The organism is Pseudooceanicola sp. HF7 (assembly GCF_011806405.1).
Taxonomy (GTDB): domain Bacteria; phylum Pseudomonadota; class Alphaproteobacteria; order Rhodobacterales; family Rhodobacteraceae; genus Pseudooceanicola.
This window is the reverse complement of the sequence record NZ_JAATOW010000006.1, coordinates 131,005-156,610: the sequence shown is the minus strand read 5'-3', so window position 1 is coordinate 156,610 and position 25,606 is coordinate 131,005. Positions and strand designations below refer to the sequence as shown.

The 25,606-nt window shown below is 62.5% G+C and carries 26 protein-coding genes; 14 read left to right on the top strand and 12 right to left on the bottom strand.

Annotated elements, in window-relative coordinates; genetic code table 11:
* The 8 genes from HCZ97_RS05480 to HCZ97_RS05445 all read left to right on the top strand — a co-directional run.
* Positions 1-599: DMT family transporter (locus HCZ97_RS05480; protein ID WP_167687670.1), on the top strand; the 599-nt coding region annotated here is incomplete at its 5' end.
* A gap of 197 nt (positions 600-796) precedes the next feature.
* The gene (locus HCZ97_RS05475) at positions 797-1,915 is read left to right on the top strand and encodes an OmpP1/FadL family transporter (protein WP_167687669.1); all 1,119 of its coding nucleotides are present in this window, start codon (positions 797-799) and stop codon (positions 1,913-1,915) included.
* A gap of 156 nt (positions 1,916-2,071) precedes the next feature.
* Positions 2,072-2,944: an ATPase gene (locus tag HCZ97_RS05470; protein ID WP_167687668.1), complete on the top strand. Its 873-nt coding sequence runs from the start codon at positions 2,072-2,074 to the stop codon at positions 2,942-2,944.
* A gap of 29 nt (positions 2,945-2,973) precedes the next feature.
* The gene (gene metA, locus HCZ97_RS05465) at positions 2,974-3,924 is read left to right on the top strand and encodes a homoserine O-succinyltransferase (protein ID WP_167687667.1); all 951 of its coding nucleotides are present in this window, start codon (positions 2,974-2,976) and stop codon (positions 3,922-3,924) included.
* On the top strand, positions 3,917-4,867 hold the full coding sequence (locus HCZ97_RS05460) for an alpha/beta fold hydrolase (RefSeq protein WP_254871364.1): 951 nt from the start codon (positions 3,917-3,919) through the stop codon (positions 4,865-4,867). Before metA ends, HCZ97_RS05460 begins: the two co-directional genes overlap by 8 nt.
* Before the next feature lie 42 nt (positions 4,868-4,909).
* Positions 4,910-5,779, top strand: a complete 870-nt coding sequence (ppk2, locus tag HCZ97_RS05455) for a polyphosphate kinase 2 (protein ID WP_167687665.1) — start codon at positions 4,910-4,912, stop codon at positions 5,777-5,779.
* Positions 5,772-6,401 carry a TetR/AcrR family transcriptional regulator gene (locus HCZ97_RS05450; RefSeq protein WP_167687664.1) on the top strand — a complete coding sequence of 210 codons (630 nt, stop codon included), beginning with the start codon at positions 5,772-5,774 and terminating at the stop codon, positions 6,399-6,401. The genes ppk2 and HCZ97_RS05450 overlap by 8 nt, the downstream gene beginning before the upstream one ends.
* Positions 6,402-6,495: 94 nt before the next feature.
* Complete coding sequence (locus tag HCZ97_RS05445; protein ID WP_167687663.1) at positions 6,496-8,253, top strand: methyl-accepting chemotaxis protein; 1,758 nt, start codon at positions 6,496-6,498, stop codon at positions 8,251-8,253.
* A 132-nt stretch (positions 8,254-8,385) separates the two neighbouring features.
* Here HCZ97_RS05445 and rpsI read toward each other — a convergent pair whose 3' ends face one another.
* The 3 genes from rpsI to HCZ97_RS05430 all read right to left on the bottom strand — a co-directional run bounded on the left by rpsI (position 8,386) and on the right by HCZ97_RS05430 (position 9,929).
* Positions 8,386-8,877 carry a 30S ribosomal protein S9 gene (gene rpsI, locus HCZ97_RS05440; RefSeq protein WP_167687662.1) on the bottom strand — a complete coding sequence of 164 codons (492 nt, stop codon included), beginning with the start codon at positions 8,875-8,877 and terminating at the stop codon, positions 8,386-8,388.
* Between the two features lie 3 nt (positions 8,878-8,880).
* Positions 8,881-9,342: a 50S ribosomal protein L13 gene (rplM, locus tag HCZ97_RS05435; RefSeq protein WP_167687661.1), complete on the bottom strand. Its 462-nt coding sequence runs from the start codon at positions 9,340-9,342 to the stop codon at positions 8,881-8,883.
* A gap of 164 nt (positions 9,343-9,506) precedes the next feature.
* The gene (locus tag HCZ97_RS05430; protein ID WP_167687660.1) at positions 9,507-9,929 is read right to left on the bottom strand and encodes a PaaI family thioesterase; all 423 of its coding nucleotides are present in this window, start codon (positions 9,927-9,929) and stop codon (positions 9,507-9,509) included.
* 101 nt (positions 9,930-10,030) lie between these two features.
* On the opposite strand from HCZ97_RS05430, the gene trmFO reads away from it, so the two are divergent.
* From trmFO to gluQRS, 3 genes are read left to right on the top strand one after another with little or no spacing between them, the layout of a single operon-like run.
* Positions 10,031-11,386 carry a methylenetetrahydrofolate--tRNA-(uracil(54)-C(5))-methyltransferase (FADH(2)-oxidizing) TrmFO gene (gene trmFO / locus HCZ97_RS05425; RefSeq protein WP_167687659.1) on the top strand — a complete coding sequence of 452 codons (1,356 nt, stop codon included), beginning with the start codon at positions 10,031-10,033 and terminating at the stop codon, positions 11,384-11,386.
* Positions 11,383-11,592: a hypothetical protein gene (locus HCZ97_RS05420; protein WP_167687658.1), complete on the top strand. Its 210-nt coding sequence runs from the start codon at positions 11,383-11,385 to the stop codon at positions 11,590-11,592. Before trmFO ends, HCZ97_RS05420 begins: the two co-directional genes overlap by 4 nt.
* A gap of 3 nt (positions 11,593-11,595) precedes the next feature.
* Positions 11,596-12,450, top strand: coding sequence for a tRNA glutamyl-Q(34) synthetase GluQRS (gene gluQRS, locus HCZ97_RS05415; protein ID WP_167687657.1), 855 nt, complete (start codon positions 11,596-11,598; stop codon positions 12,448-12,450).
* 40 nt (positions 12,451-12,490) lie between these two features.
* Here the strand turns inward: gluQRS and hisI are convergent, their stop codons facing one another.
* The gene (gene hisI, locus HCZ97_RS05410) at positions 12,491-12,856 is read right to left on the bottom strand and encodes a phosphoribosyl-AMP cyclohydrolase (protein WP_167687656.1); all 366 of its coding nucleotides are present in this window, start codon (positions 12,854-12,856) and stop codon (positions 12,491-12,493) included.
* 79 nt (positions 12,857-12,935) lie between these two features.
* On the opposite strand from hisI, the gene HCZ97_RS05405 reads away from it, so the two are divergent.
* Together HCZ97_RS05405 and HCZ97_RS05400 are read left to right on the top strand one after the other, a co-directional pair.
* Positions 12,936-13,385: an iron-sulfur cluster assembly scaffold protein gene (locus HCZ97_RS05405; RefSeq protein ID WP_167687655.1), complete on the top strand. Its 450-nt coding sequence runs from the start codon at positions 12,936-12,938 to the stop codon at positions 13,383-13,385.
* Positions 13,386-13,442: 57 nt separating this feature from the next.
* Positions 13,443-14,849: a methyl-accepting chemotaxis protein gene (locus tag HCZ97_RS05400; RefSeq protein ID WP_167687654.1), complete on the top strand. Its 1,407-nt coding sequence runs from the start codon at positions 13,443-13,445 to the stop codon at positions 14,847-14,849.
* A gap of 444 nt (positions 14,850-15,293) precedes the next feature.
* Here the strand turns inward: HCZ97_RS05400 and recG are convergent, their stop codons facing one another.
* The 4 genes from recG to HCZ97_RS05380 form a co-directional block, all read right to left on the bottom strand.
* Positions 15,294-17,381 (bottom strand): ATP-dependent DNA helicase RecG, encoded by a 2,088-nt coding sequence (gene recG, locus HCZ97_RS05395; RefSeq protein WP_167687653.1) that lies wholly within the window; start codon positions 17,379-17,381, stop codon positions 15,294-15,296.
* Positions 17,378-19,819: an NAD-dependent DNA ligase LigA gene (gene ligA / locus HCZ97_RS05390; protein WP_167687652.1), complete on the bottom strand. Its 2,442-nt coding sequence runs from the start codon at positions 19,817-19,819 to the stop codon at positions 17,378-17,380. The genes recG and ligA overlap by 4 nt, the downstream gene beginning before the upstream one ends.
* A 116-nt stretch (positions 19,820-19,935) precedes the next feature.
* Entirely contained in the window at positions 19,936-20,658 is a 723-nt protein-coding gene (ctrA, locus tag HCZ97_RS05385) for a response regulator transcription factor CtrA (protein WP_167687651.1), read from the bottom strand.
* A gap of 93 nt (positions 20,659-20,751) precedes the next feature.
* Complete coding sequence (locus HCZ97_RS05380) at positions 20,752-21,030, bottom strand: DUF1153 domain-containing protein (RefSeq protein ID WP_167687650.1); 279 nt, start codon at positions 21,028-21,030, stop codon at positions 20,752-20,754.
* 138 nt (positions 21,031-21,168) lie between these two features.
* On the opposite strand from HCZ97_RS05380, the gene mnmA reads away from it, so the two are divergent.
* Entirely contained in the window at positions 21,169-22,314 is a 1,146-nt protein-coding gene (gene mnmA, locus HCZ97_RS05375) for a tRNA 2-thiouridine(34) synthase MnmA (protein WP_167687649.1), read from the top strand.
* Here the strand turns inward: mnmA and lpxB are convergent.
* From lpxB to fabZ, 4 genes are read right to left on the bottom strand one after another with little or no spacing between them, the layout of a single operon-like run.
* The gene (lpxB, locus tag HCZ97_RS05370) at positions 22,311-23,465 is read right to left on the bottom strand and encodes a lipid-A-disaccharide synthase (RefSeq protein WP_167687648.1); all 1,155 of its coding nucleotides are present in this window, start codon (positions 23,463-23,465) and stop codon (positions 22,311-22,313) included. The genes mnmA and lpxB overlap by 4 nt on opposite strands.
* Positions 23,465-24,313, bottom strand: coding sequence for an LpxI family protein (locus tag HCZ97_RS05365; RefSeq protein WP_167687647.1), 849 nt, complete (start codon positions 24,311-24,313; stop codon positions 23,465-23,467). The genes lpxB and HCZ97_RS05365 overlap by 1 nt, the downstream gene beginning before the upstream one ends.
* 9 nt (positions 24,314-24,322) lie before the next feature.
* Positions 24,323-25,126, bottom strand: coding sequence for an acyl-ACP--UDP-N-acetylglucosamine O-acyltransferase (gene lpxA / locus HCZ97_RS05360; protein ID WP_167687646.1), 804 nt, complete (start codon positions 25,124-25,126; stop codon positions 24,323-24,325).
* Positions 25,127-25,130: 4 nt separating this feature from the next.
* The gene (gene fabZ, locus HCZ97_RS05355; RefSeq protein WP_167687645.1) at positions 25,131-25,598 is read right to left on the bottom strand and encodes a 3-hydroxyacyl-ACP dehydratase FabZ; all 468 of its coding nucleotides are present in this window, start codon (positions 25,596-25,598) and stop codon (positions 25,131-25,133) included.
* Positions 25,599-25,606: the final 8 nt, after the last annotated feature.

Here is a 25,606-nt window from a genome sequence, read left to right as displayed (position 1 = left end):
CCCAGCTTTTCGCGCTGGAGTTCTCTTCCCCGATCTGGGTGCTGATCCTGTCGGCCATCATCCTTGGCGAGCGGCTGACCCGTCCGCGCATCCTTGCGGCCCTGATCGGATTCTGCGGGATCCTGGTTGTGACGCGCCCCGGTGCGGAAAGCCTGTCACCGGGCCTGATCGCAGCCGCAGCCTGCGCGGTGTTCTTTGCGCTCACCACCGTTTTCACCAAGCGGCTGACGCGCGACATCAGCACGCTGTCCATCATCTTCTGGATGACCGTGACCCAATCCGTCTTCGGCCTTGTCACCGCGCTTTTCGACGGAGAGATGGCGCTGCCCACGCTGGACACCCTGCCCCTTCTGGTCCTGGTCGGCTGTGCCGGTCTCTTCGCGCATTTCTGCGTGACCTCGGCCTTGGCGCTGGCCCCGGCCACGGTCGTCGTGCCGATCGACTTCACCCGCCTTCCATTGGCCGCGCTGCTGGGCGCGCTCTTCCTGGGAGAGCCGCTGGACATGTGGGTGCTGATCGGTGCCGCGCTGATCTTCCTGGGCAATTACCTGAACATCCGCTGGGAGACCCGGGCCCGACAGGCAGTCGATTCGGTCTGAAAACGGCATATGACGCCCAAAGGGGCGGTAACCAAGTAATTGGTATCCCCGGGCTTTTCCGCAGGTCGAAATGACGTGACGGAATCTTCCATCTGACGCCACGAATCGGTCACATTATTGCGGCGCCAGCTTGCGCAACCCCGACTCTTGGCTAACCTCCCATAATGCGAGATTTCGCAGTTTAGGGAGGAGAAACGATGAAAAGAGTCGCAGTCATTGCGGCCGGTCTGGGCGTTGGGGCCGGTCTGGCAGCAGCGCCGGCGCTGGCAGGTGGTATCGAGCGTACGACGCAATCCGCCATGGTGCTCTACGAGCGGGGCAACAAGCTGAGCTTCAGCTTCGGCACGGTCAATCCCACGGTCAGCGGCACGACCTATGCCGTGGGTCCTTTCGCAGCACAGGGCACCGGCAACGTGAGCGACAGGTTCAACCTGCCCGCCATGTCGTTGAAAATGGACATCAATGACCAGCTGTCCTTTGCACTGATCTACGATGAACCCTTCGGAGCGAGCGTCTACTACGATGCCAGCAATGCTGTTCTGGGGGCCACGGCAGCCGAGTCCAATACAAAGGCCGTGACGGCCCTTGCCAAGTACCAGTTCGACAAGAACCTGAGTGCCTTCGGCGGCCTGCGCATCCAGCGCTCGGGCGGCATGACGCACCTGGGTGGGGCGGCCTATGGCCCGCTTGACGGCTATGACGTGACCTTCGGGGACGACGTCGGCTACGGTTACGTGCTGGGGGCAGCCTACGAGATCCCGGAAATGGCGATGCGCGTGGCGCTGACCTACAACTCCGCCATCGATCACAGCTACGACACGGTCGAGAACATCAACCCCGGCGCCACCACGCAGACGGAGTCCAAGACGCCCAGCTCCTGGAACCTGGAGTTCCAGACAGGTGTCGCCCCGGGCACCCTGCTCATGGGGTCGATCCGCTACGTGAAGCATTCCCAGTTCAAGCTTTACCCGCAGACCTTCACGGCCCTGGCGAACCGTTCGCTGGTGAATCTGGAAGATACCACGACCTATCGCCTGGGCGTTGGCCGGCAGCTGAACGATCAGCTTTCGGGCTCTGTCATGGTGACCTACGAACCCGAGGGCGATCCTCTGGTCTCTCCGCTGGCGCCGCGCACGGGCATGAAGGGCATCACCTTCGGCCTTGCCTACAAGGCCAGCGATCAGGTCGAGATTTCCGGCGGCGTCAGCTACATGATGCTGGGCGATGCGACCCCGGCCACCAGCGGGACGGCGCGCGCGGACTTCAGCGACAACTCCTACACGGCCGTCGGCATGAAAGTGTCCTACAGCTTCTGAAAACGGCGTGCCCGGCCCTATGGACCGGGCACGAACCCCTTGCGGGGATTAGGGTTTGACCCTTTCGCGCTGCTCCCCTACCCATGGCACGACCCGGTTGGCCGCACCTGATCACGGCCCTCAACCTGGACCGAACTTTCGCCGGTAGGAGAAGCGATGCTGTACGAATCCGAGCAGGAATGGCGTGACGCCAAAGAGAAACGTGTCCTGCTTTTCGGCATGTCCGGGTTGGGAAAGACCCATGTGTCCAACATCCTTCGGGACTCCGGGACCTGGTTCCACTATTCCATCGATTACCGCATCGGCACCCGCTACATGGGGGAGCATATTTCGGACAATGCGAAGAAACATGCCATGCAGGTGCCCTTCCTGCGTAAGCTTTTGATGACGGATTCCATCTACATCGGCTCCAACATCACCTTCAACAACCTCACCCCCCTGTCCACCTACCTGGGCAAGCCAGGGGACCAGGCAAAGGGCGGGCTCGATTTCGAAGAATACATGATCCGCCAGGAACAGCATCGCCAGGGCGAGGTATACGCCCTGCTGGATACCGAGCGTTTCGCGCGGCGGTCGTACAACCTTTATGGCTATCCGAACTTCGTCTGTGACAGCGGCGGCTCCATCTGCGAGGTGATCGACCCGGAGGATCCCGCCGATCCGGTTCTGAGCGCCCTGTCGGAGAGCACGCTGCTGGTCTGGATCAAGGGGGATGATGCCCATACGGATGAACTGATCCGCCGTTTTGACCGCGCGCCCAAACCGATGTATTACGAACCGAACTTCCTCCGGAAGGCCTGGTCGGATTACCTGGACCAGACCGGGGACAGCCCCGAAAGCGTCGACCCGGATGCCTTTGTGCGCTGGACCTACGCCCGCGCCCTGGCCCACCGGCAACCGCGTTATGCCGCGATGGCGAAACACGGGGTGACAGTGACGGCCGATGCCGTTGCCGCGGTCCGCACGGCGGAAGATTTCGACGCATTGATCGCAGAAGCGCTTGCGTCTCGCGAACGCGATACTACTTAGACCGTCCATTCAAATCTTCGAGTCAGCATATGCCCATCAAGATCCCCTCAGACCTGCCTGCCTATGACGTTCTCACGCGTGAGGGTGTGTCGGTCATGTCCGAGGACCAGGCATCGCGGCAGGATATCCGGGCGCTGCGGATTGGGTTGTTGAACCTGATGCCGAAGAAGATCCAGACGGAGAACCAGTTCGCCCGCCTGATCGGGGCTACGCCCCTGCAGATCGAGCTGTCGCTGATCCGCATGTCAGAGCATCAGACCAAGAACACCGCCGCCGAGCACATGGAAAGCTTCTACCGCCCCTTTGCGGAAGTGCAGGCGAGCGGCGAGAAGTTCGACGGTTTCATCATCACTGGCGCGCCCATCGAACACCTGGATTTCCAGGACGTGACCTATTGGGACGAGATCTGCCAGGTCTTCGACTGGACCCAGAGCAACGTGCATTCCACCTTCGGCGTCTGCTGGGGCGGCATGGCCATGGCCCATTACTTCCACGGGCTGCCCAAGCACATGCTGAGTGAAAAGTCCTTTGGTCTTTACAAGCAGACCAATCTTGCCCCGGCCTCTCCCTACCTGCGCGGGTTCTCGGATATCTGCACGGTGCCGGTCAGCCGCTGGACGGAGATCCGGCAGGAAGACGTGACGGCCACCGGCAAGCTGGAAACGCTTCTTGGCAACGAGGACACGGGGCCCTGCCTGGTCGAGGACCCGGAGCATCGCGCACTCTATGTCTTCAACCATTTTGAATATGACAGCGACACGCTGAAGCAGGAATATGACCGCGACGTTGAAAGCGGCAAGCCGATCGACCTGCCGGTGAATTATTATCCGGAGGACGATCCCAGCCGGAAGCCGCTGAACCGCTGGCGCAGCCATGCGCATCTGCTTTACGGCAATTGGATCAACCAGATCTACCAGAGCACGCCCTTTGATCTGGAGCGGATCGGTACCCATGTCTGGCCTGAGAAAGAAGTTGTCTAAAGCGCTGCTTTTCCTCTTAATTCTTCTCCTGATCGCGCTCGTGGCGACGGCCTGGCGGCTGGCGTCGCGCAAGGCCGCCGCGCTGCGCGATTTTCCCCCAGAGGGGCAGTTCATCACCGTCGATGGGCATCCGGTGCATTACCTGCAAATGGGTGAGGGGCCGGACCTTGTGCTGCTGCACGGGGCCTCCGGCAATATCCGCGATTTCACCTTCGCCCTGGCGCCGGAACTGGCACGGCATTACCGCGTGACGCTGTTTGATCGCCCCGGCCTTGGCCATACGCCGCGCCTTGCCGCCAGAGGGGTTTCGATCCGCGACCAGGCCGCGCTGCTCTCCGGGGCTGCTGTCAAGCTGGGGCTGGAGGCGCCTGTCGTGGTCGGTCAAAGCTTTGGCGGCGCCGTTGCGGCAGCATGGGCCGTGCACTTCCCGGATCGCCTCTCGGCGCTCGTGTCACTTGCCGGGGCGACCCACCCCTGGGAGGGGCCCGACAGCCCGCTGAACCGCGCCCTGGCCCACCCACTTGTGGGGCCGGTGATTTCCAACCTGGCTGCGGCCTGGGTGCCGGACAGCTACGTGCGCGCCCAGATTGCCCAGACCTTCCGCCCGCAGGGGGACCCGGACGGCTACGCGGATCACATCGGCGCAGAACTGGTGCTGCGCCCCCGCAGCCTGCGCGCCAATGCCCAACAGCGGATCGACCTGCGGGAGGAGCTGCGCGTTCAGAGCGCGCTTTACCCCACCCTGAAGCTTCCGGTTGAAATCCTGCATGGGACGGCCGATACGACCGTTGGGCTTGAGATCCACTCCCTGCCCCTGTCCCGGGAAGTGGCGGAGGCCCATCTGACCCGCCTTCCCGGCATCGGACATATGCCCCAACATGTGGCCCGCACGCAGGTCATCGCAGCCATCGACCGTGCCGCCGCCCGCGCCGGATTGCGCTAAGCGCCCCTGACCGCCATATTCAGGAGAAAAGGACCGATCCGCATGCAGTTGCCCTTCAACGGTGCAATCACCGCCTACTACCTGGAAGATGCGCCGCATGACGTGCGCAACGCGATCCGGAATGCCAAGCGGGATGAGATCCTGAATGACACCTATCCCTATGCAGAGCGGATGCCGCGCAAGGAATACGAAAAGGACCTGGCCAAGCTTCAAATCCAGCTCGTGCGCATGCAGGCCTGGGCCAAGGAGACCGGCGCCCGCGTCGTCTGCCTGTTCGAGGGGCGCGATGCGGCCGGCAAGGGCGGCGTTATCGAACGGTTCCGCCAGAACCTGAACCCACGCGGTGCCCGCGTTGTCGCCCTGCCCGCGCCCAGCAAGTACGAGCAGGGCCAATGGTATTTCCAGCGCTACATCACCCATCTGCCAAGCGCCGGAGAGATCTGTTTCTTCGACCGCTCCTGGTACAACCGCGGCGTCGTGGAGCCCGTCTTCGGATTCTGCACGCCCGAAGAGCGCGAGAAGTTCTTCACCCAGGTCCCCTACTTCGAGACCATGCTGGTCCACGAGGGGATCCACTTCTTCAAGTTCTGGCTGAACGTCGGACGGGCAGAGCAGCTGAACCGGTTCATCGCCCGCGAGGCCGATCCCCGCAAGCAATGGAAGCTCAGCAAGATCGACGTGGAGGGGCTGGCGCTGTGGGACGAGTACACCGAAGCGATCCGTGAAACGCTTGACCGCACGGATATCAAGCCGGCCCCCTGGACGATCATTCGCGCTGACGACAAGCGCCGCGCGCGCCTGTCCGCGATCCGCCACGTGCTGCACGCGCTGGATTACGACGGGAAATCCGAAAAGGCGATCGGAGAGATCGATCCGCTGATCTGCGGCGGAACGGATATCTGGAATGGCTAAGAAACGCGGCTATCACCACGGCAACCTGCGACAGGCGCTCGTCGAAGCCGCCCTTGAGCTGATCGAGGCCAAGGGCCCCACCGGCTTTACCCTGTCGGAAGCGGCGAAACAGGCCGGCGTAACGCCGGCCGCCGTCTATCGCCACTTCGAAGGGCGTGAGGACCTGATCGCAGAAGCGGCGCGGCAGGGCTACGAGATCTTTGCCGACGTGATGGATTACGCCTATCAGAGCGGCCAGCCATCGGCCTTGGCGGCGTTTGAATCCACGGGCCGGGCCTACCTGGCCTTTGCCCGGAAATATCCCGGCCATTACATCGCCATGTTCGAAAGCGGCATTTCCGTGAACCGGACGCCAGAGCTTGCGGCAGTTGCGCGACGTGCCTGGGATGTGCTGGAGCGCGCCGCAGAGGATCTTTCCAAGCATATCCCGGAGGACCGCCGCCCGCCCGCCTCCATGTTCACCGCCCATGTCTGGGCGCTGAGCCACGGGGTCGTGGAGCTTTTCGCGCGCAATTCCCCCGGCAGCCAAAGCCCCCATAATCCCGAAGATCTTCTGGAAAGCGGGATCGGCGTCTACCTGCGGGGCCTGGGGCTGATAGAAGCCGACAATTGGGAACATTAAGCTGAGTTAAAGAGTCTTCTGTCACACCTGCCCTATATGCGACTGCGTGGGGCGAACCGTGTCGAAACCGATTTTTTCACCAAAAGACAAGATCTTGATCACGCCCGAGACACTCGGGCCAAGGTTCGAGAAACACCGCCAGCTGGCCATGCGGATCGTGGCCTGGGTCACGGCGGTGTCCGTGATCGCGGTCGCGGGCGCCGCGGTGCTGACCGGCAGCAATGCCACCTGGGCCATCGTCGCCTTTAGCCTCGTGCTGACCGGGATCGGCTTTGGTGCCCTGCGGATGAGCGGCGCACAGGGCCGGGTCGTGCTGTCTCTGGCGCTGATCGGCCAGTGCATCCTGTTGAACGCCGCGATGATCGGGCACCCGATGCAAGCCGACAGTCACCTGTTCTATTTCACGGCGCTGACAGCCATCGCCACGCTCAGCTCGCGCCCGGCTTTGCTGGCCGCATTGGCCGTGATCGTGGCCCATCACCTTCTTGCCAGCGTGTTTTTCCCAGCCCTCGCCTTTCCCACGGCGGACCTATGGTACGACATCATGCGCAGCGGCTTTCACGCCGTCGCTGCGGCGCTGGCCGTTGGCAACCTGGTCCTGATCGTAAACATCCGCCTGCTTCAGACCGTCTATGCGGAACGCCGGGCGATGAAGCTTGAAGAGGCCATGGAGGAATCTGAACAGGCCTTGGCCACAGCGGAAAGAAAAAGCGCCGAGGCTCTCGAAGAGAAAAGTCGTGCAGAGGAAGCTCTAAGTGCGGCTGCGCGGTCCCAGACAGAGGCCGAAGCGGCCCTGCGCAACGCCGAAGAGAATGCCGCCGCCGCCCGCCGCGCCGAGGAGCAGACAGAGGAGACGAGGCGCAAGTTCAAGGCGGAGATCGACGAGGTCATCGCACACTTGCAGGAAAAGCTTTTCCGCCTGGCCGAGGGGGATCTGACCACGCGGATCGAACGGCCCCTGCCCCCGGCCTTCGCGGAACTGTCCCAAAGCTTCAACCTGGGGGTTGCCCGTCTTGAGGGCGCGCTAGCCGAGGTGCGCAACGAGGTGGTCTCCATCCAGGTGCAATCGCAGGAGATCAACGATGCGGCGGCCGACCTTGGTCAACGAACCGAGAAACAGGTCAAGACGCTGACAGAGGCGGCCTCTACCCTGCAGCAGCTCACGACCCTTATCACGGAGATTGCCGGTGACACGCGCGCGGCTCGTCAGGCGACGGAGGAAACCCGGAGTGAGGCGGCCTCTGGCACCGATGTCATGACCAATACCGTCAGCGCCATGGACAAGATTGAACAGAGCTCTTCCGAGGTGCGCAAGATCATCACGGTGATCGACGACATCGCCTTCCAGACCAACCTGCTGGCGCTGAATGCCGGCGTGGAGGCTGCGCGCGCCGGTGAGGCCGGCCGGGGCTTCGCCGTCGTGGCCAACGAGGTCCGCGCCCTTGCGCAGCGCAGCTCCAACGCGGCAAAGGAGATCGACGAGCTGATCAGCGGCAGCGCGGGACATGTCGCAGATGGCGTCGGGCTGGTGAAGAACACCGGCAATGCCCTGAGCTCCATCCGGGATGCGGTAGAACGCACGGCGGAGCGTATTCAAGCCGTGTCCGAAGCCACCAATGAACAATCGCGAGGCCTTACGGAGGTCAATGCCGCGATCAGTGAGCTGGAGAGCTTTACCCAGAACAACGCGGCCATCTTCGAAGAAACCCAGAGCGCCAACGCCGTGCTCTTCAAGACGACCAAGGCGCTTTCAGAGCGCATTGCCCAGTTCCGGATCAAGGACCAGCCCGATACCGGATGCATTTCCGACTACGCCTTCGACAGCCGGGACTTGGGCGCGGCCAGCGCCTGAGCCCAGAAGGAAAGCGGCGCGACCCGGGGACCGCCACCTGTAAGGGTCCCGTCGAAAAGCGTCCCCAGAAAACAGAAAAGGCGCGCCATTGGCGCGCCTCTCCCATGATGGTTCGGGCCAGGCCCGAATGTATCAACGCTTGGAGAACTGGAAGCTCCGGCGGGCCTTGGCCTTACCGTATTTCTTCCGTTCCACCACCCGGCTGTCGCGGGTCAGGAAACCAGCGGCTTTCAGAGCGCCACGCAGGCTGGGGTTGTAGAGTTGCAGAGCCTTGGAAATGCCGTGCTTCACAGCACCGGCCTGACCGGACAGACCGCCGCCCTTGACGGTGGCCTGAACGTCGAATTCGCCTTCGACACCGGCAACCGTGAAGGGTTGTGCCAGGATCATCTGCAGCACGGGGCGTGCGAAATAGGCGTTCATGTCCTTGCCGTTGACGGTGACCTTGCCGGAACCCGGCTTGATCCAGACGCGGGCAACCGCATCTTTCCGCTTGCCGGTCGCATAGGAGCGGCCCAGCTCGTCACGGACGGGCTCACGCGGGGTTTCGGCTTCGACGGCGACGCCAGTGCCTTCGGCCACGACGTCTTTCAGATCTTCGAGAGTGTTCACTTGATCAGCCATCTATCAGCTCCGCGTGTTCTTGGAGTTCATGGATTTGACATCCAGCACTTCGGGCGCCTGTGCCTCATGCGGATGGTCGGAACCAGCGTAGACGCGCAGGTTGGTCATTTGCTGGCGGGACAGACGGTTGCCCGGAAGCATGCGCTTGACGGCAGCAGTGACGACACGCTCGGGGTGCGCACCGGTCAGCAGCTCATCCGCGGTACGGTTCTTGATGCCGCCCGGGTAGCCGGTGTGCCAGTAGTACACCTTGTCGGAGCGCTTCTTGCCGGTTAGCTGGATCTTGTCCGCGTTGATGACAATGACGTTGTCGCCCATGTCCATGTGCGGGGTGAAGGTGGCCTTGTGCTTGCCACGCAGGCGGGAGGCGATGATCGAGGCGAGACGGCCCAGAACAACGCCTTCAGCGTCGATCAGGATCCATTTCTTGTCGATATCTGCCGGAGTTGCAGAGTAGGTTTTCATGTCGGGTGCCCTTTGGAAATTGGCAGCGCGTGGGGCCGGAAGCTCCACGCGCGAATTGATGGGCGGGTTATACAGGGCGCCACGCCCCAGTCAAGCGGCTGAAATTCTATTTTACCAATTAAAAACAATGCCTTAAAATTTAGGTATCTATATACCCCAATTATTTATGTCCCGGGAGGGATCGAATAGGTCAGGCTGGCGCGGGCGACGGGAGCGGCCTGCCCTTGCGAGTGGATCCGCACGTCCCCCACGGCCAGGACCCTGCCCAGTTTCAGCAGTTCGCATTCCGCGATCAGGTCGCAGCCGGCCGCCGGTTTGCGCATGAAATCCAGGGTCGCATTTGTCGTCACGGCCAGGGCCTTGGGCCCGATCATGGCCAGCACGGCCAGGTAGACCGCCACATCCGCCAAGGCGAAGATCGACGGGCCGGAGATCGTTCCGCCGGGCCGCAGGTGGCCGGGGCCGACCCGAAGGCGCATGCGCAGCCTGTTCTCAAGCACCTCTTCCACCACGTAGTCCGAGGCCACCTGGGGAAACTCGCTTTCCAGAAAGGCGTGCAGGGCCGCCACATCCATTTTCACCGTCATGCCGTCCTCCGGCCTGCAAGGTTCCGCAAAGCCGCCGATGAGGCAAGCGGGAAGACGCGATAGGTTTTGATTTCCGCCCGGCGATACCCTACATCGCGGCCATGACAGAAAAGCTTCACATCATTGGCGGCGGCATGGCCGGTTCCGAGGCCGCCTGGCAGGCGGCCCGCTCCGGCTGCCCGGTCGTCATTCACGAAATGCGTCCGAACAAGGGCACTTTCGCGCACCGCACCGGCAACCTGGCAGAGATGGTCTGCTCCAACTCCTTCCGCTCGGACGACAGCGAACAGAACGCCGTCGGCCTGTTGCACTGGGAGATGCGGCAGGCAGGCGGGATCATCATGGAAATGGCGGACCGCCACCGCCTGCCGGCGGGCGGCGCGCTGGCCGTGGACCGCGATCCCTTCTCTGAAGCTGTGACCGCAAAGCTGCGCGAGCACCCGCTGATCGAGATCCAGGATGGAGAGATCGACGCGCTTCCCCGTGACGGCCAGTGGATCATTGCCACCGGTCCGCTCACCTCGGAAGGGCTTGGGGGCGCCATCGCGCAGGAGACCGGGGCTGATGCACTGGCCTTCTTCGATGCAATCGCGCCGATCGTCTATGCGGACAGCGTCAACATGGACGTGGCCTGGATGCAATCGCGCTACGACAAGGGTGAGACCGAGGAAGAGCAGAAGGCCTACCTGAACTGCCCGATGACGAAGGATCAATACGAAGCCTTCATCGACGCGCTGATTGCAGCGGATAAGACGGAGTTCCACGAGGGCGAAACCGCGGGCTATTTCGACGGTTGCCTGCCGATCGAGGTCATGGCCGAGCGCGGGCGCGAAACCCTGCGCCATGGGCCAATGAAACCCATCGGACTGACCAACGCGCACAAGCCCGAAGAAAAGGCCTATGCGGTGGTGCAGCTGCGCCGGGACAACAAGTTGGGCACGCTCTACAACATCGTTGGCTTCCAGACGAAGATGAAGTACGGCGCCCAGACAGAGGTGCTGCGGATGATCCCCGGCCTTGAAGAGGCGCGGTTCGCGCGGCTAGGCGGCATCCACCGCAACACCTTCATCAACTCCCCCCGGCTGCTCGATGACCGCATGCGTCTTAAAAGCCAGCCGCATATCCGGTTCGCAGGCCAGATCACCGGGGTCGAGGGCTACGTCGAAAGCGCCGCCATGGGCCTGCTGGCAGGACGCATGGCCGCCGCTGAGATGGCTGGCCGTGATCTGCCACCGCCGCCGCCGGAAACCGCGCTTGGGGCGCTTGTCACCCATATCACCGGCGGTGCAGAGGCGAAGACCTTCCAGCCGATGAACGTCAACTTCGGGCTCTTCCCCCCGCTGGAAGGCGTGCGCGGGGGCCGTCGCGGCCGCAAGGGCCGCTACAAGGGTTACACCGACCGCGCCAAGGAACTCTGGGCCGAATGGCTTGCCGCTCAGGAGGCGGAAACCGCATGAACTATGTGCTTGCCCTGCTGCTGCCGCCGCTTTCGATCCTTTTCGCCGGGCGGCCCATCGTGGCCATCGTGACCTTTGTGATCTGGATTCCCGCCGTGATCTTCTCAGGCGGGCTGACACACCCGATGTTCATCCTACTGGCCTGGATCCTGATCCTCCAGGGCCGTGAAGACCGTCGTGCCCGGCAATACGGGCGCAACGACTGACCCTTGAGAACCCGCTTCGCCCCCTCGCCGACAGGCCCGCTGCATCTGGGTCACGCCTTCTCTGCGCTGACGGCGCAGAAGCTGGCGGCACAGGCGGGGGGCAGCTTCCTGCTTCGGATCGAGGATATCGACCGCTCCCGTGCACGCCCGGAATGGGAGGCACAGATCTATGATGACCTGCACTGGCTTGGCCTGGACTGGCCAGCGCCGGTGATGCGACAGTCCGACCGCCTGCCCCAGTATCGCGCGGCGCTTGGCGCGCTCTGGGATCGGGGTCTGCTTTATCCCTGCAGCTGCAACCGACGGGACATCGCTGCGGCCCTGGCCGCGCCCCAGGAAGGCGCAGAGCCCGTGCTTGGGCCGGATGGCCTGGTCTATCCGGGCACCTGCCGCCCTTCAACGCCCCCCACCGGAGAGATGCCGGATGATCTGCCGCTACGCCTGAACATGGCCAAGGCACTGGAGGGCCTGGAGCTGTCCTTCCATGAGACGGGCGCGGGACCTGGCGGAGAGACCGGAACAATTCACCTGTCAGCAGCCCATATGTGCGACAATATCGGAGACGTGATCCTGGCACGGCGCGACATGGGGACCTCTTATCACCTCTCCGTGGTGGTCGATGACGCCGAGCAGGAGATCACCGATGTGGTCAGAGGCCGCGATCTGTTCGAAGCAACCGCGATCCACGTGCTTCTTCAGCGCCTCCTGCGCCTGCCGACACCCCGGTACCACCACCATTGTTTGATCCGGGACGATGCCGGCAAGCGGTTGGCGAAACGCGATGATGCCCGCGCCATTGCGACCTACCGGGAACAGGGGCTGACACCCGGAGATATCCGCCAACGGCTGGGGCTTTGAGGGTTCGTCTGGCAAGCGGCCTCAGACCGATGGCGCGCCCTCAGCTTTCGGTCAGGGGCGCCATGATCTCTGTCTCTTCGCCATCGCGGATGGCCGTGTAGAAACAGCTTCTGCGGTTGGTATGACAGGCCGGCCCTTTCTGGCGCACCAGCACCAGCAGGCAATCACGATCACAATCCACGCGCATTTCGACAAGCTCCTGCACGTGGCCGGAGCTTTCGCCCTTCACCCAGAAGCTCTGGCGGGACCGGGACCAATAGGTCACCCGCCCGCTGTCCAGCGTGCGCGCCACGGCATCTGCATTCATCCAGGCCATCATCAGGACTTCTCCGGTCGCCTCTTCCTGGGCGATCGCGGGAATCAGACCATTGGCATCAAATTTGAGTGTCTCCGGATTGAAGCTCATTGGGTCGCTCTTTGCTTTGGATGGTTCGCGGTCTATCTAGGGGGGATGCGCTGAAATGAACAGCGCGGAAAGGAACCGCATGAGCGAGAGCGACCTGATCAAACTCTATTCGGACCGGATCCTGGCCCTTGCGACGGATATTCCGCGCCAAGACCGCTTGGCAGATCCCGACGCGACGGTTCGCAAGCGCGCGCCGCTTTGCGGGTCGACCATCACGGTCGACGTAAAGGTCAAGGATGGCAAGGTGGCCGACTACGGGCAGGAAGTACGCGCTTGTGCGCTTGGACAGGCCGCGGCAAGTATCGTCGGCGGCGCGGTCATCGGCCAGACCAGCGATCAGGTTCATGCGGCAAGGGACAGCCTGAAGGCCATGCTGAAGGAGGGTGGACCGGTTCCCCCTGCCCCCTTCGACGGCCTGGAAGTCTTGAGCCCGGCAAGCGAATACAAGAACCGCCATGCCTCTATCATGCTCTCGCTGGATGCGCTCTGTGAAGCGATGGAAAAGGCCGCGCAAAGCGACTGCGCTTAACCGCTTCTTCCGAAATGCCCCCTATGCCTGGTCTGGCCCTTACAAGACCGGTCAGGCATGGAACACGAAACCGATTTTCCCGATCCGACCCGCATCACGCCGTCGCTGGACCGGCTGGCTGAGAATGCCGCGGCCGTCAGCCAGGAAATTGTTGATGTCGATGGCTTCCTTACGGATCTGACCACGCGCACAGCTGTCCTACTGGAACAGCTGCGAGACGTGCACCAGGGATCCGGTCATGTGCTGCAGATGAACGCCAGCGTCATGACCACGATCCAGAAGGCCTACGCTCATCTTGAGGAAACCCAGGCAAGCTTCATTGCCGGGCTGACAAAATCCCAGGAAGCGGGGCGGCTTGGCAAGGAAGTGCGCAGCTGGATCGGCACGCTGGACGCGCGCAACGGTGCCGTCGAAACGGTGCTGGAGGACGTCCAGACCAGCAACGATCAGATTGCCGCCATCGCCTCCCAGGTCAACATGCTAGCGATCAACGCAAAGATCGAAGCGGCGCGGGCCGGCGAAGCGGGGCGCGGGTTCTCTGTGGTGGCCGATGCGATCAACGCCCTGTCCAGCCAGACCGGCGTTGCTGCTGAAAAGATCAGTGACAACGTCAGCCGGCTGGAGGACTGGATTCTTCAGCTGAAGAAAGAGACGGAGAAGGTCAGCCAAACCTCCCTGAAGCTCTCAACCGTCAGCGAGGAGGCTCAGACCCAGAACGCCGAGGTTCGCGTGGCGCTGGATCGATCCGTGTCCCAGATGAAACTTGTCCGCGATGATGCGGTGGAAGCGGATCAGGCCCTGCGCGACTATGCCCCCCAGATCGAGAGCACGTTCAACACCGTCCGGGAAAGCGCCGAAGGGATCGAAGAAGCCCATGAGCGCCTGCATGAGCTTGTGGATCTGTCAGAGCGGCTGGTTCAGGACAGCATCTTCGCCGGCGGCGGCTCCGCGGACAGCGCGATGATCAAAGCCGTGCAGGAGCGCGCCACCCAGATCACTGAGCTTTTCGAGGAGGCCGTGGAAAACGGGCGGATCGCCTTTGAGGATCTCTTTGACCATGACTACCGCACCGTCCACGACAGCGATCCCGAACAGGTGGTGGCGCGTTTCACCGCGCTGACGGATGCCCTTCTGCCCGCCATCCAGGAACCCGCGCTGGAACTGGATCCGCGTATCGTCTTCTGCGCCGCTGTCGACCGCAATGGCTACCTGCCGACCCATAACGCTCAATTCTCCGAACCGCAGAGCGACGACCCGGTCTGGAACATGGCGCATTGCCGGAACCGCCGGATCTTCGATGATCGCGTGGGTCTGAAGGCCGGGCGGAACCAGGAACCCTTCCTGCTGCAGATCTATCGGCGTGACATGGGCGGAGGGGACTTTGTCCTGATGAAGGATCTATCCGCCCCGATCTTCGTGAGGAACCGCCATTGGGGTGGGTTGCGCCTGGCCTATCGGTTTTGATCCTCCGACATGCGTGCAGGCTTCTGACCGCGCTTCATAAAAAAACCGCCGCACTCGGGCAGGAGTGCGGCGGCCAGTCTTGCAATGTCGCTTGGGACCAGACGCGGACCGGGGGATGAGGCGACCCGGACTTCGGGGACAGGCGGTCCCGGAAACGCAGGGGCATGCGGCGTCTTGAACGACTTGCAGGCAGATCGAATGCGGCTTGCGGCCTAGAGCATCACGGGCAGGTAAAGGGATCCGACAAGCAGAACTGTCAAAGCGACAACCCCAAGGAGATCCTGCAGAAGCGTGGCTTTGGACCGGCGTGCGATTTTCAGGACTTCACTCATTTCCCACCTCATAAGGCTGACGTTGCGTGTTGCCTATTTGTTCTCATATTGATGTCGCTGAGTAAAGAACTTTTTAAGAACTTTTGCGAACATAAGGGCTAAGTGCCTGATTTCAACCGACAGACATAAGGCGAATTGCCTCGTCCTGACCCATCAACCACAAGAGGATTCGCGCTGCTCGCCCCCTGTCAGAGGTCAGCTCCGGATCGCGCAGCAAGAGCGTGCGTGCATCGCTTTGGGCGATCCTCAACAGGTCCGGCTGCAACTCCAGATCGGCGATCCGGAAGCGGGGCAAGCCGCTTTGGGCAGTGCCGATCAGATCACCGGCACCGCGCATTTCCAGGTCGGCCTCTGCAATCCGGAAGCCGTCTTCCGTATCCCTGAGAAGCGACAGGCGCCGCAGGCCGCTTTCCGAAAGCGGCGGCTGATAGACCATCAGACAAGTGGATTCGGCGCTGCCGCGCCCGACCCGCCCCCTGAGCTGGTGCAATTGCGCGAGCCCGAAAATCTCGGCCTGTTCGATGACCATGATCGAGGCATTGGGGATGTTCACCCCGACTTCGATCACGGTCGTCGCAACCAGGATATCGGTCTCTCCGCGCTGAAACGCGGAAACGGCCGCGTCTTTCTCTTCAGCCGCCATCTGCCCATGGACCAGGCCGACCCGTCCTTCACCCAGCCGGGCGCGAAGCGCGCGGAACCGTTCTTCGGCCGATGGCAGATCAACGCTTTCGCTTTCCTCCACCAGCGGGCAGACCCAATAGGCCTGCCGCCCTCCCGCCGTGGCCCGATCAAGGTGATTGATGATCTCGTCCATGCGCGCGGCAGAGGCCAAGGTGGTCTTCACCGGTTTGCGCCCCGGCGGCTTCTCATCCAGCACGGAGATGTCCATGTCACCATATTGGGCCAGCGACAGGCTGCGCGGGATCGGCGTGGCGGTCATGACCAACATGTCCGCCCCCCGCCCCTTACGCCCAAGCTCCATGCGTTGCTTGACCCCGAAACGGTGCTGTTCATCCACGATGGCAAGCCGCAGATCGTGGTAAACAACGCTTTCCTGGAAGACCGCATGGGTTCCGACAAGAATATCGATCTCACCCGAGGCAAGGGCGGCGAGCTTCGCCTGACGCGGCGCGGACTTGTCGCGCCCGGTCAGGATCTCCACCCGAACGCCGGCGCTTTCTGCCAGCGACGCTAGCCCCTCCATGTGCTGGCGGGCCAGAATTTCTGTCGGGGCCATCATCACGCCCTGCCCGCCCGCCTCAACGGCGATCAGCAAGGCCATGAAGGCGACAAGCGTCTTCCCCGCGCCCACGTCCCCCTGCAAAAGGCGGACCATGCGCTCTGCGCCAGCCATATCGGCCGCGATCTCAGACACGGCGCGGCTTTGGGCACCGGTCGGCTTGTACGGGAGAGCCTCCAGCACCTTCTGGCGCAGGTGGCCCTTGCCAGTGCTTGAGCGACCGCTGGCTTTTCGTTCCCGTGCCCGTGCCAAGGCCATCGTCAGCTGGTGGGCGAGCAATTCATCGTAGGCCAGACGTTCGCGTGCCGGATCTCGTGGCTGAACCGCGCCGGTATTCTCTGGGTGATGGGCCGCTGTCAGTGCTTCGCGCCATCCGGGCCAGCTGGCAGCGGAACGCTGTTGCGGATCGATCCATTCGGCCAGGTGAGGGGCTTTTTCGAGAGCGCCCCCGACGGCCTTGGCCATCAGCTTCTGCGTCACGCCGGCGGTCAGCGGATAGACGGGTTCATACCGTGGAATATCGTCTGCCTGCTCAGGAGGGAGGGCATAATCGGGATGTGGCATCTGCGCGTGGCCGTCGTACTGCTCTACCCGGCCCGACACGATCCGCCGCGACCCGGTCGGAAGGATCCGCTCCAGGTAATCGCCACGGGCGTGGAAAAAGATGAGGTCGAAAGAGGTTTCCTCGTCCAGCACCTGCACGCGGTAGGCCCCCCGCCCCCGTGGCGGCGTATGCCGCCCGACCGTGACCTCAACCGTCACGGTCGCTGGCAAAGGCGCGCCCTGGATCGTGGCGCGCGGTGTGCGATCAATCATGGCATGGGGGAGCAGGAACAGCATGTCGCGCGGCACATGCACATTCAACTGCTCAAGGTGCTTTGCCGTTTTCTTGCCGATACCTGGCAAGGCCTCGAGCTTGCCGAAGAGCGGGAAGAGGACCTCCGGCCGGCCTGTCATGCGTCGCCGATCAGGCTTAGCCAGCCGTCCTCATCAATTGTTTCCACACCAAGATCGGCGGCCTTCTTGGCCTTGGACCCGGCACCCGGGCCTGCGATCAGCAGATCGGTCTTAGCCGAGACGGAGCCGGAGACCTTTGCGCCAAGCGCTTCCGCGCGGGCCTTGGCCTCGGAACGGGTCATCTTTTCCAGCGTGCCGGTGAAGACCACTGTCATGCCCGCTACCGGGCTGCCGCTGTCCTGCGGGGCTTCGACGGACTGGATATCCAAATAGGCGGCCAGACGGTCGATCGAGGCACGTTCCGCAGGCTGCGCGAAGGCAGCGACAAGGGAAGTGGCGACCTTTGCGCCAATCCCGTCGATGCCAATCAGCTCCGACCAGGCGGAGGTTGCTGCCTGCTCCAGCGCCGGCTCCGCGGCCCAGACCGCATCCCGGCTTTCCTTGACCCGCGCCCTGCGACCTTCGCTTGCCGCGGCAGCGCGTTCTTCAGCCTCCGCCCCGTCCGCAAGCAGATAGCGTTCCTGCGCGGGACGTGCAGCATCCAGAGTTTCCAGAAGCGCGCGCCATGTTCCGAAGTGACGCGCGAGGTCGGTCGCCACGACCTCTCCGACGTGCCGGATGCCCAGAGCGAAGATCAGGCGGTTAAGGTCTATCCGGCGGCGTTCCTCGATCGCGGCGAAGAGGTTATCCGCGGATTTCTCACCCCACCCTTTCAGCTGGGCCAAGGACTTGGTCGCCAGCTGGCGGATCGCTGCGATCACATGGTCCGGGTCTGTTTCATCGACCGGGATGCCGACGCTGCGCAGCATCTCGGAAAGGTTCGCCAAAAGGTCGCCATGCCGGTCGCTGGCCTGCAGCGTATGTGAGAGCCGGTCGCGCGGATCGACTGTCAGCCTTTCGCCGGCGCCGTCCCTCTCCGGCAGGCTGAAGATATCCGCAGGTTCGGAGATCCAGCACATCGCATGAAGGAACTCGACCTGTTTCGCGCCAAGACCTTCGATATCGAAGGCCGAACGGGAGACAAAATGCTTCAGTTTCTCGATTGCCTGTGCCGGACAGACCAGGCCGCCTGTGCAGCGGCGGTCACTGTCGCCTTCTTCGCGGATAGCATCGGATCCGCATTCCGGGCATGTCTCCGGGAAGTGGTAGGGCGTGGCATCGTCCGGGCGCTTACTCAGGTCCACATCTGCGATCTTCGGGATCACGTCCCCGGCGCGGTAAACCTGCACCCAATCACCAATGCGGATGTCCTTGCCACCCCGGATTTCCCCGCCACGATTATCACGGCCAAGGATGTAATCCTCGTTGTGCAGCGTGGCGTTGGAAACGACGACACCGCCGACAGTCACCGGCAACAAGCGCGCGACCGGGCTGAGTTTGCCGGTACGCCCCACCTGGATGTCGATGGCTTCAAGGCGCGTCCAGGCAAGTTCTGCGGGAAATTTATGCGCGATTGCCCAGCGGGGCGTGGTGGAGCGGAAGCCCAACCGCCCCTGCAGCGTTAGATCGTTCACCTTGTAGACCACGCCATCAATGTCATAGCCAAGCGTGGCGCGTTGCTCTTCAATGTGCCGGTAGTGCTTCAGCATTTCCTCCGGACCATCGCAGAGACGTGTCAAGGGATTGACCTGGAACCCCAGGGTTTCCAGGCGTTCGATGGAACCCATCTGCGTGTCGGACAGCGGATCGGAGAGCACCCCCCAGGCATAGGCAAAGAACCGCAGCGGACGGGACCGGGTGATTTCGGCATCAAGCTGGCGCAGGGATCCGGCCGCGGCGTTTCGCGGGTTGGCAAAGGTCTTCGCTCCGGCCTCTGCCTGCCGGATATTGAGCGCCTCGAAATCCGCGTGGCTCATATAGACTTCGCCGCGCACTTCCAGCCGGGACGGTGCGCCCGTCAGCCTTTGCGGAATATCGGCGATCATCCTGGCATTGGCAGTGACGTTCTCGCCTTCTTCGCCGTCCCCGCGGGTGGCCGCACGAACCAGCTGGCCATCTTCGTACAGGATCGACAGGCTCAGGCCATCGATCTTGGGCTCGGCTGTGAAGGTCAGCGCTTCCGCTTCGCCGATGTTCAGGTAGCGGCGAATCCGCAGGTCGAATTCGGTGATGTCCTCATCTTCGAAGGCATTGGACAGCGACAGCATCCGCACGTCATGCCGGACCTTTCCGAACCCCTCTGCCGGGGCTGCCCCAACCTGCTCGCTTGGAGAATCCTTGCGCTTAAGATCCGGGTGAGCTGCTTCAAGAGCGGCGTTGCGGCGCTTCAGCTGATCGTAATCGGCATCCGAAAGCTCTGGCGCATCTTCCTGGTGATAGGCACGGTTTGCGGCGTTCAGAGCCTCTGCCAGAGCCGCAAGTTCCTTTTGCGCCTGCTCTTCTGTAAGCTCTTCGGGCGATAGGTTCTCTGACCCAAGCCCTTCCATCCGCGCTGACATACAAACGCCCCCTTCTCACTTCGCCGTCCCGGTACACCGGTCTTGCAGAAAGTGATAGGGGGCGATTTTTGTGAGGTCCAGTCGTGAGTGGACGGGGTGAAGGACAGCCAGCTGACTTAGCTGGCCGCGCCGATTGCCATCTTCGCTTCATCCATTTGACCCGGCTCTGGGTCGCGCAGCACGTAGCCGCGACCCCAGACGGTTTCGATGTAGTTATCCCCATCCGTCGCGGTGGAGAGTTTCTTGCGCAGCTTGCAGATAAAGACATCGATGATCTTCAACTCGGGCTCATCCATGCCGCCGTAGAGATGGTTCAGGAACATCTCCTTCGTGAGCGTCGTGCCCTTGCGCAGGCTCAGCAACTCCAGCATCTGGTATTCCTTGCCGGTTAGGTGCACTGGCTTGCCATCTGCTTCGACCGTCTTGGCATCAAGGTTGACCTCGATCCGGCCGGTACTGATGACGGACTGCGAGTGCCCTTTGGAGCGTCTGATGATCGCGTGGATCCGCGCCACCAGTTCTTCGCGATGGAACGGCTTGGTCAGGTAGTCATCCGCACCAAAGCCGAAGCCCTTCAATTTGTTTTCGGTATCATCCGCGCCGGAGAGGATCAGGATGGGCGTTTCGATGCGGGCAAGGCGCAATTGCCTGAGCACCTCATGGCCGTTCATGTCAGGCAGGCCGAGATCAAGCAGGATCAGATCGTAGTCATAGAGTTTCGCCAGATCGATCCCTTCTTCACCAAGATCCGTCGTGTAGACGTTCAAATTGGCATGGGTCAGCATCAGTTCGATGCTTTTCGACGTCGTCGGATCATCTTCTACAAGAAGCACACGCATGCCGAGTTCTCTCCGTTCTTCTTTTGACGTTCCCGACACTGACGTGAAATGGTTAACCCCACGTTACCGTGTATACAGCATTCATTCAACAACTCAGGGCTGCCGGAACTTCTGGACGGCTGTCGCCTTCAGCGCCTCTTCCCCGTGATTGGCAACGGCGCTGACCCATTCTAGGAATTCTTCCGGAGAAATCGAATACATTTCCTGCACTTCCTCCTGGGTCACCAGCCCATGCACCACACCCCGCACAACGGCGGCCTTGCGTGACGCGACCCACCTGCGCGTGTTCGGCGGCGGAAGATCCGCACGCGTCAGGACACTGCCATCGGCCAGCTTCACGGCACGCGGCCCCTGCGTTTTCTTCAGATACATCGCTCTGACCCTTGCAAAATCGGGCCTATTCTTGGGCCTGGGCTTTAACGGCAAGTGAAACAGCGGGTTGAGAGTATGTCGCATTTTCCTATATTGTTTCGGTCCTGCCCCCGAAAACGGGCAGATTCAGGAGACATCATGGCACTCGACGCAGTCACCGGACTGAATTCCCTAGGTTTTCCCAAACCGCCCGAAGAGACTCGGGTGGTCGTTGCCATGTCTGGCGGCGTCGACAGTTCCGTGGTGGCCGCCAAGCTGGCCGAGGAAGGCTATGACGTCGTCGGTGTGACCCTGCAGCTTTATGACCACGGTGCGGCCCTGGCCAAGAAGGGCGCCTGCTGTGCCGGTCTGGATATCCATGACGCCCGCCGGGTCGCCGAAGAGATGGGATTCCCCCACTACGTCCTTGATTACGAGAACATTTTCCAGGACGCGGTGATCGACGAGTTCGCCGACAGTTATCTTGCCGGCGCCACGCCCGTGCCCTGCATCCGCTGCAATGAGCGGGTGAAATTCAAGGATCTGCTGGAGACCGCGAAAGACCTGGACGCCGATTGCATGGCAACCGGCCACTACATTCAGCGCAAGATGGGTGAGACCGGACCGGAGCTGCACAGCGCCGCCGATGCCAACCGCGACCAGAGCTATTTCCTGTTCTCCACCACGCCCGAGCAATTGGAATTCCTGCGTTTTCCCCTTGGCAATCTGGCGTCGAAGGCAGAGACCCGGGCCCTTGCCGCGCAATACGGCCTGTCCGTCGCCGACAAGCCGGACAGCCAGGACATCTGCTTCGTCCCCAACGGCAACTACGCCTCAGTGATCGAGAAACTGCGCCCCGGCGCAGCCGAATCCGGTGAAATCGTCCATGCAGACGGTCGCGTTCTTGGCACACACGAAGGTGTGATCCACTACACGATCGGCCAACGCCGGGGTCTTGGCATCGGCGGGCTGTCAGAGCCGCTCTATGTCGTTAAGCTCGACGTCGACAAGAAGCAGGTGATCGTCGGCCCGAAAGAGATGCTTTCAACGCGAATCATTCCTGTTCGTGAGATCAACTGGCTGGGTGAAGGGAACTTCACCGATCAGCCCTTCTACGAGATCTCCGTCAAGGTCCGCTCTACGCGCCCCCCGCGTGAGGCGATCCTGCGACCCATCTCTGAGACGGAAGCAGAAGTCGAGCTGCTGACGGCCGAAGAAGGCGTCTCTCCGGGTCAGGCATGCGTCTTCTATGAAACCGAAGGCACCCGCATCCTGGGTGGCGGCTGGATCTGGAAAGGCGCTTAAAGCCGGTTGAGGATCGCCCGGGCTGCGCGCAGGCCGGGCGCTTCGCCATCCCGACCCAAGAGCTCCATCGTTCGGTCCATCGCCGCGTGTTGCGCCTGGGGATCAGACAGAACCCGGGCGAGCGCCGGGGTGATCTTTTCGGCCCGGCATTCCTTGCCCAGGAACTCGGGGATTGTCCGGGTTTCTGAGACAATGTTCACCAGGGTGACCGTATCCGTCAGCAGCATCCGCCGCATGATCTGTGCCGTCAGCCAATGCATGTCATAAGCGATGACCATCGGGGTGGCGGCAGCAGCAAGTTCCAGCGAAACGGTGCCAGAGGCGGCAAGGGCCACGTCGGCGGCGCGGAAGGCCGCACGTTTGCGCGCGGCATGTGCGCCCGGCTCCCGCCCGCGCGGGTCGAGGACCAGAGGTTTGACAGGCCAGTCCCGGGTTTGCTCCGCAACCAGTTCCGCGACGTTCTCCGTGGTGGGCAGCACCGCACGCAAATCGGGGAACCGTGTTTTAATCTGTGCCAGCGTTTCGCCGAAAGCCGGTGCCAGACGGGTGACCTCGCCCCGGCGCGACCCCGGCAGGAGCAACAGCAAGGGGGCATCCCCGATCCCGGCTTCATCCCGGAAAGCCCGCACGTCTTCATCATTTGCCAGTGGTTCCGTCACGACCGGGTGCCCGACGAAGTCGCAGTCCATGCCAGCGGCCTGCATGAATGGCGGCTCGAATGGGAAAAGCGCCAGGACCTGGTCAATCACCTGCGCCATTCTGTCCGCCCGCTTTGGACGCCAGGCCCAGACCGTGGGCGCAACGTAGTGCACCGTGCGGATGTTGGACTGCGCCTTGACCAGTCGTGCGACACGCAGGCAGAAATCCGGGCTGTCGATCGTCAGAAGCACATCCGGGGGATCCTGCAGAACCGCATCGGCACATTCGCGGATCCGGCGCTTCAGATCGAAGTACTTCGGCAGGACCTCTGCCAAGCCCATGACGGACAGCTCTTCCATCGGGAATAGGCTGTTCAGTCCCTGCGCCTGCATCAGCGGCCCGCCGACACCGGCAAAGGTCACCTCTTCGCCGGCCAGCGCCTTGAGGCCGGCCATGACAGCACCGCCAAGGCGGTCGCCGGATGGCTCCCCGGCAATGACGAAGACGCGCATCAGATATCCTCTGCCACGATGGTCAGCCCAAGCTCACGGGCCAGGGTTGGCAAAACCTCGGGTTCAAGCAAGAGCACCTGACCCGAAGCGATCACGATCCCTTCCAGGCCGGCGGTCACAGCACCGCGCAGCGTGTCCGGCCCCACGGTGGGCATGTCCACACGCAGATCCTGCCCGCGCTTGGGCAGCTTGCACAGGACACCACGGCCCCGACGAAGGTGTTCAGGGGTCTGGGCGACGAAGCGCAGCAAGGCATCGGTGCCCTGGGCGGTCTCGATCCCCAGGCACAGGCCACCGGCCACGACGCAGCCCTGGCCGATATCAAACGGCGCAAGTCCTTCCAGGATCTCACGGGCCCGCGCGGCATCGGCCCAGGCCGTGTCCGAAAGCCCCGTCCCGGCGAAAAGCCCGGCAGGCGCGGTCAGGTCAGGCAGCAGCTCATGCGCGCCCACGACGGCAAAGCCCTCTTCCTCGAAAAGGGAAATGATCAGGCGCAGCAGGGCATCATCCCTGCCCTCGGCCATCGCCGCGCCCAGACGCGGCGCCAGAAGCTGCATCTTCTGGTCCATGGCAGCGGGATCGAAATCCGGGCGGGACATCGCCCCGGCCATCACGACCCGCTTTACGCCTGCCGCCTCAAGGGCCTGGAACATGGCGCCAAGCTGTTCGAAGCGGAAACGGGAAAGCTGCTCTTCTGACAGATCACAGTCGACACCGGCGAGGGAAACGAAGAAAGCCTCCCCATAGGCTTCGGCCAGTTTGACCGGCAACCCGCCGGCCCCGGCAATAACGGCCAGACGGCCCGTCCCGGTCACAGCCGCGGTCACATTATCCTGCACTTCAGCCATCGTCCTGAATCAGATCTTGCCCGGGGTCAGGAAGGAACGGTCGCTGCCACCGGTGATGAAATTCACGATTTCCCGCACGTAGTCGCTTTCCGTCTCGTCGCCCAGCCGCTTGGCCCGTTCCTGGAAGGCGCCCTCGCCCTGTGCGAGCATCTGGAAGGCCGCCCGCAGCGCCGTGATATCCGATCGCGCCACGCCGCGGCGTTTCAGACCGACCAGGTTCAACCCGTCGAGCTTGCCGCGCGGTGCTTGGACAAGACCATGGGGGATCACGTCGGCGGTGACCATCGTTACGGCGCCGATGATCGCACCACGTCCGATCCGCACCCACTGGTGCACGCCGGACAGGCCGCCGATGATGACCTCATCCTCGATCACGCAATGCCCCGCGAGGGCCGCATTGTTCACCACGATGACGTTGTTGCCGACGCGGCAATCATGGGCCACGTGGCAGCCGGCCATGAACAGCCCGTCATCGCCCACGCTGGTCAGACCGCCGCCGCCTTCAGTGCCGGAGTTCATGGTGACGGATTCCCGGATACGGTTCCGCTTGCCGATGACAAGCCGAGTTTCCTCGCCCTTGAACTTCAGATCCTGCGGGATGCCGCCGAGGACCGTGAAAGGGTGCACCAGCGTTCCTTCCCCGATCTCGGTGATGCCCTGCACCACGACGTGGCTCATCAGCTCGACGTCCGGGCCGATGACCGCCTTGGGCCCGACATGGCAGAAGGGACCGATCCTGGCCCCGGCCGCGATCTCTGCCCCCTCTTCCACGAGGGCATGAGAATGCACATTTGCTTCGGGGCTGATTGCCATTGGCTCAGGTCTCCGCCGGTTGTTCGAGCATCGCCATGAATTCAACTTCGCAGGCCATCTCACCGTCAACCGAGGCCACGCCACCGAACTTCCAGATCTTGCCACCCGGCTTGCCGCGCAAGGTTTCAACACGCATTTCCAGACGGTCGCCCGGCACCACCATGCGGCGGAACTTCGTCTTCTCGATCGACATGAAGTAGATCAGGATATTCTTGTCTTCCAGGCCAAGTGCCACGCCAACCATGACGGCCGCGGTCTGGGCCATCGCCTCGACCTGCAAAACGCCCGGCATCACAGGCTTGGACGGAAAGTGCCCGGTGAAATGGGGCTCGTTCATGGTGACATTCTTGATGCCGAGCGCGGATTTGTAGCCGTCAATCTCCACAACCTTGTCTACCAGCAGGAAGGGATAGCGATGCGGGATGATCCTCTGGATACGGTCGATATCGGCGCTTTCCAGCACTTCATTCATAGCAAAAT